8 protein-coding genes and 1 pseudogene are annotated in these 8,416 nt (G+C 68.6%); 6 read left to right on the top strand and 3 right to left on the bottom strand.

Annotated features, from left to right (window positions below):
- The first annotated feature begins 156 nt into the window (after positions 1-156).
- Together DQP56_RS02670 and DQP56_RS02675 are read left to right on the top strand one after the other, a co-directional pair.
- Positions 157-1,743, top strand: a complete 1,587-nt coding sequence (locus DQP56_RS02670) for an MFS transporter (RefSeq protein WP_112683452.1) — start codon at positions 157-159, stop codon at positions 1,741-1,743.
- A 7-nt stretch (positions 1,744-1,750) separates the two neighbouring features.
- Positions 1,751-2,260 (top strand): DUF2771 domain-containing protein, encoded by a 510-nt coding sequence (locus DQP56_RS02675; protein ID WP_165824877.1) that lies wholly within the window; start codon positions 1,751-1,753, stop codon positions 2,258-2,260.
- Positions 2,261-2,282: 22 nt separating this feature from the next.
- Here DQP56_RS02675 and DQP56_RS02680 read toward each other — a convergent pair whose 3' ends face one another.
- Positions 2,283-3,287 (bottom strand): glutathione S-transferase family protein, encoded by a 1,005-nt coding sequence (locus tag DQP56_RS02680; RefSeq protein WP_112683453.1) that lies wholly within the window; start codon positions 3,285-3,287, stop codon positions 2,283-2,285.
- Between the two features lie 41 nt (positions 3,288-3,328).
- On the opposite strand from DQP56_RS02680, the pseudogene DQP56_RS02685 reads away from it, so the two are divergent.
- Positions 3,329-3,487, top strand: a pseudogene (locus tag DQP56_RS02685) (SRPBCC family protein); the annotation flags it as partial.
- A gap of 5 nt (positions 3,488-3,492) precedes the next feature.
- Here DQP56_RS02685 and DQP56_RS02690 read toward each other — a convergent pair.
- A complete protein-coding gene (locus DQP56_RS02690; protein ID WP_112683454.1) occupies positions 3,493-5,433 on the bottom strand; it encodes an acyl-CoA dehydrogenase family protein in 1,941 nt (646 codons plus the stop codon).
- Positions 5,434-5,530: 97 nt separating this feature from the next.
- The gene (locus DQP56_RS02695) at positions 5,531-5,941 is read right to left on the bottom strand and encodes a cold-shock protein (RefSeq protein WP_112683455.1); all 411 of its coding nucleotides are present in this window, start codon (positions 5,939-5,941) and stop codon (positions 5,531-5,533) included.
- Between the two features lie 217 nt (positions 5,942-6,158).
- Here DQP56_RS02695 and moaA point away from each other — a divergent pair, with 217 nt between their 5' ends.
- The 3 genes from moaA to DQP56_RS02710 all read left to right on the top strand — a co-directional run.
- Entirely contained in the window at positions 6,159-7,295 is a 1,137-nt protein-coding gene (gene moaA, locus DQP56_RS02700; protein ID WP_112683456.1) for a GTP 3',8-cyclase MoaA, read from the top strand.
- A 4-nt stretch (positions 7,296-7,299) separates the two neighbouring features.
- Positions 7,300-7,578: a MoaD/ThiS family protein gene (locus tag DQP56_RS02705; RefSeq protein ID WP_112683457.1), complete on the top strand. Its 279-nt coding sequence runs from the start codon at positions 7,300-7,302 to the stop codon at positions 7,576-7,578.
- A 457-nt stretch (positions 7,579-8,035) separates the two neighbouring features.
- A partial coding sequence (locus tag DQP56_RS02710) for a transglycosylase family protein (RefSeq protein WP_165824879.1) occupies positions 8,036-8,416 on the top strand: 381 nt, incomplete at its 3' end.

Consider the following 8,416-nt stretch of genomic DNA (forward strand, 5'->3'; position numbering starts at 1 on the left):
CACGATCGCGGCCTGCGCGGCCGGGCGGCGATGATAGGGAAGAATCGACGTGTGTCTGCACGGCGGCGTGATCTCCCCGACCCGGGCCGGCGTCGCCGCCCGATTTCGGCCACCGGCCGGGGGCACCGCGGCGGCTCGGCCGGCGAGCACCCCGGCATGGCCAATTACCCCAGCGACAGCGCCGGTGGCCGACGGCAGCGCAACCCGATGCCCAGCGCCAACCGCTACCTGCCGCCGCTGCATGACACCACCGAGGCGCCGCGCCGGCAGCGCCCGTCCGACGATCCCGGTACCGCCGACCGCGTCACGGTGACCCGGGCCGCCGCGGCCCGGAGCCGCGAAATGGGGTCTCGGATGTACGGGCTGGTGCAACGCGCCGCCACCGCCGACGGCGCCGACAAATCCGGGCTGACCGCGCTGACGTGGCCGGTGGTGGCCAACTTCGCGGTGGACGCGGCGATGGCGGTGGCGCTGGCCAACACCTTGTTCTTCGCCGCGGCCGCCGGGGAGAGCAAGGGCAGGGTGGCGCTCTACCTCCTGGTGACGATCGCACCGTTCGCGGTGGTGGCGCCGCTGATCGGTCCCGCGCTGGACCGCCTGCAGCACGGCAGGCGCGCGGCGCTCGCGATGTCCTTCGGGTTGCGCACCGCCCTGGCCCTGGTGCTCATCGGTAACTACGACGGCGTCGCGGGCACCTTCGGATCCTGGGTGCTCTACCCGTGTGCGCTGGCCATGATGGTGCTGTCGAAATCGTTCACGGTGCTGCGCAGTGCGGTGACACCCCGAGTGATGCCGCCATCGATCGATCTGGTGCGAGTCAATTCCCGGCTGACGATGTTCGGGCTGCTCGGTGGAACGATCGTCGGCGGCGGCATCGCCGCGGGTGCCGAGTACGTCTTCACCCGGCTACTGCAGCTACCGGGGGCGCTGTTGGTGCTCGTCGCGGTGTCGGTGGCCGGGGCGGCACTGTCCATGCGGATCCCGCGGTGGGTCGAGGTGACCACCGGCGAGATTCCGACCACCTTGAGCTACCGCCTCGACGAACGGCCTCGCAGCTGGCCGGAGCAGGTCCGGCGAGCCGGTGGGGCGCTGAGCCAGCCGCTGCGCCAACCGCTGGGGCGCAACATCATCGCCGCCCTGTGGGGCAACTGCACCATCAAGGCCATGGTCGGTTTCCTGTTCCTGTACCCGGCTTTCGTGGCCAAGCAGCACGACGCCGACGGCTGGGTGCAGCTGGGCATTCTGGGGCTGATCGGCGCGGCCGCCGGGGTGGGTAACTTCGCCGGCAACTTCGCCAGCGCCCGGCTGCAACTGGGCCGCCCCGCGGTGCTGGTGGTGCGCTGCACCATGGCGGTGACCGCTGTCGCGCTGGCGGCCGCGGTGGCCGGAACCCTGGTGATGGCGGCGGTAGCCGCCCTGGTCACCTCCGGCGCCAGCGCGGTGGCCAAGGCATCGCTGGACGCCGCGCTGCAGGACGATCTGCCCGAGGAGTCGCGGGCCTCGGCGTTCGGCCGCACCGAGTCCACCCTGCAGCTGTGCTGGGTGCTCGGCGGTGCGCTGGGGGTGCTGGTATACACCGACCTGTGGGTGGGCTTCACCGCGATTTCCGCACTGCTGATCCCGGGCCTGGCCCAGACCATCCTTTCCTTCCACGGCGATTCGTTGATCCCCGGCCTGGGGGGCAACCGTCCGGTGCTGATCGAACAGGGCGGCGCCCGCCGGGATTCGCTGAGACAGGGGTGATGAGCAGGTGAAACGTCTGACGACCGTGTTGGTGACGGTGCTGGTGGTGGCCACGGCGGCGCTGGCCGGGTTCGCCACCTGGTGGTTCACCCGCGGCGGCGAGCCGACGCCGCCGCAGATCAGCGCCTACTCCAACGGGCGCGTCACCCACGCCGGGCCCTACATGTTCTGCGATGTGCTCGACCTCAACGAGTGCGTGCTGACCGAGACGCAGGGCACGCTCGCGGTCGACGAACGCAATCCGGTGCAACTGTCGGTCGACACGGTCATCGGGCGGGCACCGTGGCGGCTGCTGCGGCTCTACGACGATCCGGCCGACGCCACCGGCAAGATGTATCAGCCGGGCAGCACCCTGGCGGTCACCATCCCCACCGTCGACCCGCACCGCGGACCGCTACGCGGTCTGGTGGTGCAGTTGCTCACCCTGGTCGTCGATCGTGACACCGACGAGAAGTTTGCGGTGCCGCACGCCGAATGGGCGGTCGGGCTGCAGTGGCGGGATCAACGGCAGGATTGACGGCGCGGCCCGCTGCGCCCGGTTAAGCGCCGTGCCCGGCGGTCACCCGCTCGGAGTCCGGCACCGGCCCCGGCGGGGTCCCGTCGCCGAATGGCCTGCCGCCCAGGGCTTCTCGGCCGTGGGGTGACAGCCAATTCGCCAGGTCCGGGCCGTCGGGGACGATCCCGGAGGGATTGATGTCGGCATGCACGATGTAGTAGTGCTGTTTGATCTGCACGAAGTCGATGGTGTCGCCGAACCCGGGCGTCTGGAACAGGTCTCGCGCGTAGGCCCACAGCACCGGCATCTCGGACAGCTTCTGCCGGTTGCATTTGAAGTGCCCGTGATAGACCGGATCGAACCGCGCCAGGGTGGTGAACAGCCGCACGTCGGCCTCGGTGATGGTGTCGCCCACCAGGTAGCGCTGATCCGCCAGGCGTTCGCTGACCCAGTCAAGTGCGGTGAACAACCGGTCATAGGCGGCGCTGTAGGCCTCCTGGCTGCCGGCGAAGCCGCACCGGTAGACGCCATTGTTGATCTCGGTGTAGATCCGTTTGGACACCTCGTCGATCTCGGCGCGCAGCGGTGCGGGATACAGCTGTGGGGCACCGTCGCGATGATAGGCCGTCCACTCGGTGGAGAAATCCAGCGTGATCTGGGCGAAGTCGTTGGTCACCACCGCTCCGGTGGGCACGTCGACGATCGCGGGCACCGTGATGCCCTTCGGGTAGTCCGGAAACCGCTTGAAGTACGCATCGGCCAGCCGCGGGATCTGCAACACCGGGTCGACGCCGCCGGGGTCAAGATCGAACGTCCAGCTGCGCTGATCGTGCGTGGGCCCGCAGAACCCGATGGAGATGGCACTTTCCAGTCCGAGCAGCCGCCGCACGATGATGGTGCGATTGGCCCACGGGCAGGCCCGCGCCACGATCAGCCGGTAGCGGCCCGACTCGACGGGGTACCCGTCGCGGCCGTCGGCGGTGATCCGGGTGGTGATGTAGTCGGTGTCGCGGTTGAATTCGCCACCGGCAGCAACATAGGAGGCCATGGTCACCAGCGTGCCAGCCCCGCGCCGCCGACGCTCGGGGAATGCGAGGCTCGGCAACCGTCCAGATGGACGCCCCGGCGGGCACGGTGTGGTCGGTGATCACCGATGTGACGCAGATCGGCCGGTTCAGCCCGGAGACCTTCGAAGCGGAATGGTTTGGTGGCGCGACGGGGCCGGTCGTCGGCGCCCGGTTTCGAGGATGACCTCAGCTTTGCTGCACAGCAGAGCCGACCGCGAAGCGCCGGGCCAGATCGGGCTCGTCCGAGGCGCCCGGCTCCCAGTGCGCGATCCACGGCCCGGTGCCCTCCGAGGGGTCGAGAATGCCGTCTTCCAGCCAGGTATAGCGGTCCTCGAGCACTGCGCGGGCCAGCGCGGCGTCGGTGTCGTCGGTGTTGGTCCACAGCGCGGCGAACAGCGCCTCGACCCGCAGCCGCGACTGCTGACAGAACGCGTCGGCCAGCTGGTAGGCCTGCTGCCCTTCGGCGGGATCAGCCATCCGTTGCGCTTCTGCGTGCACGCACACCGCTGCCATCGCGAACAGCTCCGCGCCGATGTCGACGACGCGGCCCAAAAAGCCCTGCTTCTTCTCCAAGCCGGCCTGCCAGCGCGCCATGCCGTAGAACGTATTGCGCGCCAGCTTGCGCGAGTGCCGTTCGACAAAGCGCAGATGCGCCGCCAACCGACCGAACTCGCGGTAACCAGTGGGACGCTGACCTTCGCCGAAAACCAACTGCGGCAACCACTTCGAATAGAATCCGCTGGCTCCGGCGGCCGATTGAGCCTTTTGCCGCAGATCGGCTTTGGGATTCGCGAGCTCGCCGGCGGCGCTCAGGTGCGGGTCGACCGCCTCGCGCGCGATCAGCAGCCGCATGATCTCACTGGAGCCTTCGAAGATGCGGTTGATCCGCAGGTCGCGCACCAGTTGTTCCACCGGTACCGCACGCTCCCCGCGGGCGGCCAGTGACTCCGCGGTCTCATAACCGCGGCCGCCGCGGATCTGCAGCAACTCATCGGCGATGACACAGGCCATCTCGCTGGACCACAGCTTGGCCAGCGCGGCCTCGATCCGGATGTCATTGCGGCCTTCGTCGGCCATCTGACCCGACAACTCCAACACCGCCTCCAGCGCGTAACCGGTGGCGGCGATGAACGCGATCTTCTTGGCCACGGCCTCGTGCTCGCCGACCGGCTTGCCCCACTGCACCCGCTCCCGGGACCACTCCCGGGCGATCTTCAGCGACCACTTCGCCGATCCGGTGGCCATCGCAGGGATCGCCAGCCGCCCGGCGTTGAGGGTGGTCAACGCGATCTTCAGGCCGTCGCCCTCGCGCCCGATCAGGTTCTCTGCGGGCACCCGTACCGCATGCAGCCGGGTCACTCCGTTCTCGATGCCCCGCAGCCCCATGAACGCGTTGCGGCGTTCGACGGTGATCCCGGGTGAGTCGGCTTCCACCACGAAGGCGCTGACCCCGCCGCGGTGCCCGTCGGCCTTGGGCACCCGGGCCATCACCACCAACAGGTCGGCGACGACGCCGTTGGTGGTCCAGAGCTTCACGCCCTCCAGTTCGTAAGCGGCGCCGTCCTCGATCGGTGTCGCGGTCGAGGCCAGCCGCGCCGGATCCGAACCCACATCCGGTTCGGTGAGCAGAAACGCCGAGATCGCCCCCGCCGCACAGCGCGGCAGGAACTTCTTCTTCTGTTCCTCGGTTCCGGCCAGTTTGAGCGGCTCAGGCACCCCGATCGACTGGTGCGCGCTCAGCAGCGCCCCCAGGCTGGGATGCACACTGGACACCATCACCAGCGCCCGGTTGTAGGCGACCTGCGACATGCCCAGACCGCCATACTCGCCCGGGATCTTCAGCCCGAAACAGCCGAGCTCGGCCAGACCTTTGACGTATTCGTCCGGAATCCGGGCGTCACGTTCGATGACGGCGGCATCGACGGTTTCGAGGAACTCCCGCAGCCTGCCCAGGAATTCCTCGGTGCGCGCGGCGTCGTCATCCGACGGCCGGGGAAACGGGTGAATCAGCTCAAGCGGGAAGCGCCCCAAAAATAGCCCTTTGGCGAAGGACGGTTTATCCCAACCACTTTCGCGGGATTCCTCCGCGACGGCCCTGGCTTGCTCCTCGGTGACCTGTTGTGCCATTGGGCACCTCCCGGTTTTGACGGCGCTCGTCGTCGAGCGATTATCAAACCGGTGTTCCCCGATCGGGCCGACCGTTACACCTCGGTGCCGGCCTTGGCTAGGCGTCGAGCTCGCGGGCCACGGCCTTGACCACCTCAGAGATCTGCCGGGCGGTCTTGCGGTCGGGGTATTTGCCCTTACGCAGTTCGGGCTGCACGGTGCCTTCGAGCAGGGTGATCATGTCCTCGACCATGCCGTGCAGCTCGTCGGGGCTGTGCTTGTGCCCGGCCGGCGCCGCCTCCCGGCGGTTGCGGCTCAGGCTCGGCGGCGGATCGATCAGCGTGACGGTCAGCGCCTGCGGTCCGCGACGGCCGGCGGCGACGCCGAACTCCACCCGTTGGCCCGCCTTGAGACCCTCCACGCCGTCCGGAAGAGCCGAGGCACGAACATAGACGTCCTCGCCTTCCTCCTGGGACAAGAAGCCGAAGCCCTTCGCGGCGTCGTACCACTTCACCTTGCCGGTAGGCACTGGTCTCACCTGCTGTCTTACTGATCACGTACTGGGAGGACAAAAATGAAGCGTCCCGCCTTCGCAGGACGCGTCACCTGGTGATCCTACTCGGATGGCGGCCCGCGGAGCACCCCGGTTTCCTCGGTAAGCTGGGGGAGCCGCTGGAGAAGATGTGCGTCGGACCTTGACCGCGATTGGGACGCTCTCCGGCCGGCCGACCGAATCGGATACGCATATGACGTTGAGGCAACGGGGTCGGCAGACCCCACCACCGCAGGTGGACGCTGCCGGTGCGGCGGACAAGAAGGCCGCACGGCAGGCCTTCCACGCAGCGGTGGAGCGGGCCATCGCCGAGCAGATGCCGACCTCCGGGCCGTTGGTCGACACGTTCGGCCGGGTGCACACTGACCTGCGGATATCCCTGACCGACCGGTGCAACCTGCGCTGCACCTACTGCATGCCGGCCGAAGGCCTGGACTGGATTCCGAGCCAACACCTGCTGCAGGACGATGAGCTGATCCGGCTGATGCGCATCGGCGTCACCCGGCTGGGCATCACCGATATCCGGTTCACCGGCGGCGAGCCGCTGCTGGCCCGCCACCTCGAAGGGGTGATCGCCGCCGCCGCCGGCCTCCAGCCGCGTCCCGAGATCGCACTGACCACCAACGGGCTGGGACTGGCACGACGGGCCGGCGCCCTGGTGGCCGCCGGGCTCGACCGGATCAACGTGTCACTGGACACCGTCGACCGCGCCCACTTCGCCGAGATCACCCGGCGGGATCGGCTGCCCGATGTGCTCGACGGCCTGGCGGCCGCCGCGCAGGCCGGCATGGCCCCGATCAAGGTCAACGCCGTGCTCGATCCCAAGATCACCGGCGAGGACATCGTCAACCTGCTGCGCTTCTGCCTGCAGCACGGCTACCAACTGCGGGTCATCGAGATGATGCCGCTGGACGCCGACCACAACTGGAGCCGCGACGCCGGCCTCGGTGTCGAGCAGCTGCTGGAGCTGGTGCAGGCGCAGTTCGCGTTGCGCCCGGATCCGAAACCGCGCGGTTCGGCGCCGGCCGAAGTGTGGCTGGTCGACGAGGGCCCGGACAATCCGGCCGGCAGCTTCGGCATCATCGCCTCGGTGTCGCGCCCGTTCTGCGGGGACTGCGACCGGACCCGACTCACCGCCGACGGGCAGATCCGCAACTGCCTGTTCGCCGCCGAGGAGTCCGATCTGCGGGCGCTGCTGCGGGACGGCTCCGACGACGACGCCATCGAGCAGGCGTGGCGTGCCGCAATGTGGTCCAAGAAGGCCGGACACGGCATCAACGATCCGGATTTCATCCAGCCGGACCGGCCGATGAGTGCAATAGGAGGCTGAACTCATGACCCATCAGGTGAGCGACACCACCGCAGTCGCCGTAACGGTCCGCTACTTCGCCGCGGCGCGCGCGGCCGCGGGAACCGACTCCGAGACCGTCAGCGTGCCCGCCGGGGCCGGTGTGGCCGAACTCACCGAGACCCTCGCCGGCCGCAACGAGCGGCTGGCGACGGTGCTGGACCGATGCGCCTACCTGCGCGACGGGATCGCGGTGCGAGACCACGCGGCAGCGCTGCAGCCAGGCGAGACGATCGACGTCCTGCCCCCGTTCGCGGGCGGATGACCACTGCCGGCTCGCCCGAACTGAAACATGATCTACGTCACATAACGAATCGATAACAGAGCGACAACGGCTTGATAGCGGGCGCTCTGACCTGCGCAAATGCCGCGGCTTCCTGGTGTTTTGAGAAGAACCAGCAGTGAAAACACCCCGGAGCCCTAAACGTGACGTTGCCCGTAAGACCCGTTACGGTACATCCCCGGGTGTATCGAAAGTCTTCCGGTCGATCCGCCTTTTCCCCTCTCGTAGCGCCGAGCTCCATCCAGCGGGCGGGGAAACCCCGAATACCTGATGGATGGAGGCGGGGGACCCACAGGGTCCGCCGCGAGCGGACCGGGGCCATCGCCGGCCCTCGGGGTGAAGCCACACGACGTACCGCGGTACGTCACGGCCGGGCGGTGCGATAGCCCGAACCCGACGCTGACCTCGCAGGCGTAGACAGAGAGGAATTCACCACCGTATGAGTGGACGGCATCGCAAGCCCACCCAGTCGAACGTCAACATCGCCAAGATCGCCTTCACCGGCGCCGTGATCGGTGGCGGCAGCCTGGCCCTCGCCGGGCACGCGGCCGCAGCCACCGATGACGAATGGGACCGCGTCGCCCGATGCGAGTCCGGCAACAATTGGGGCATCAACACCGGCAACGGTTACCACGGCGGCCTGCAGTTCTCGCCGAGCACCTGGAGCAGCAACGGCGGCGGCAAGTACGCCCCGGTCGCACACCAGGCCAGCCGCGAGCAGCAGATCGCGATCGCCGAGAACGTGCTGGCGACCCAGGGACGCGGCGCCTGGCCGGTCTGCGGTCGCGGCCTGTCCGGCCCGTCACCGCGCGACGTTCCG

Source organism: Mycolicibacter senuensis, from assembly GCF_003284925.1.
Classification (GTDB): domain Bacteria; phylum Actinomycetota; class Actinomycetes; order Mycobacteriales; family Mycobacteriaceae; genus Mycobacterium; species Mycobacterium algericum_A.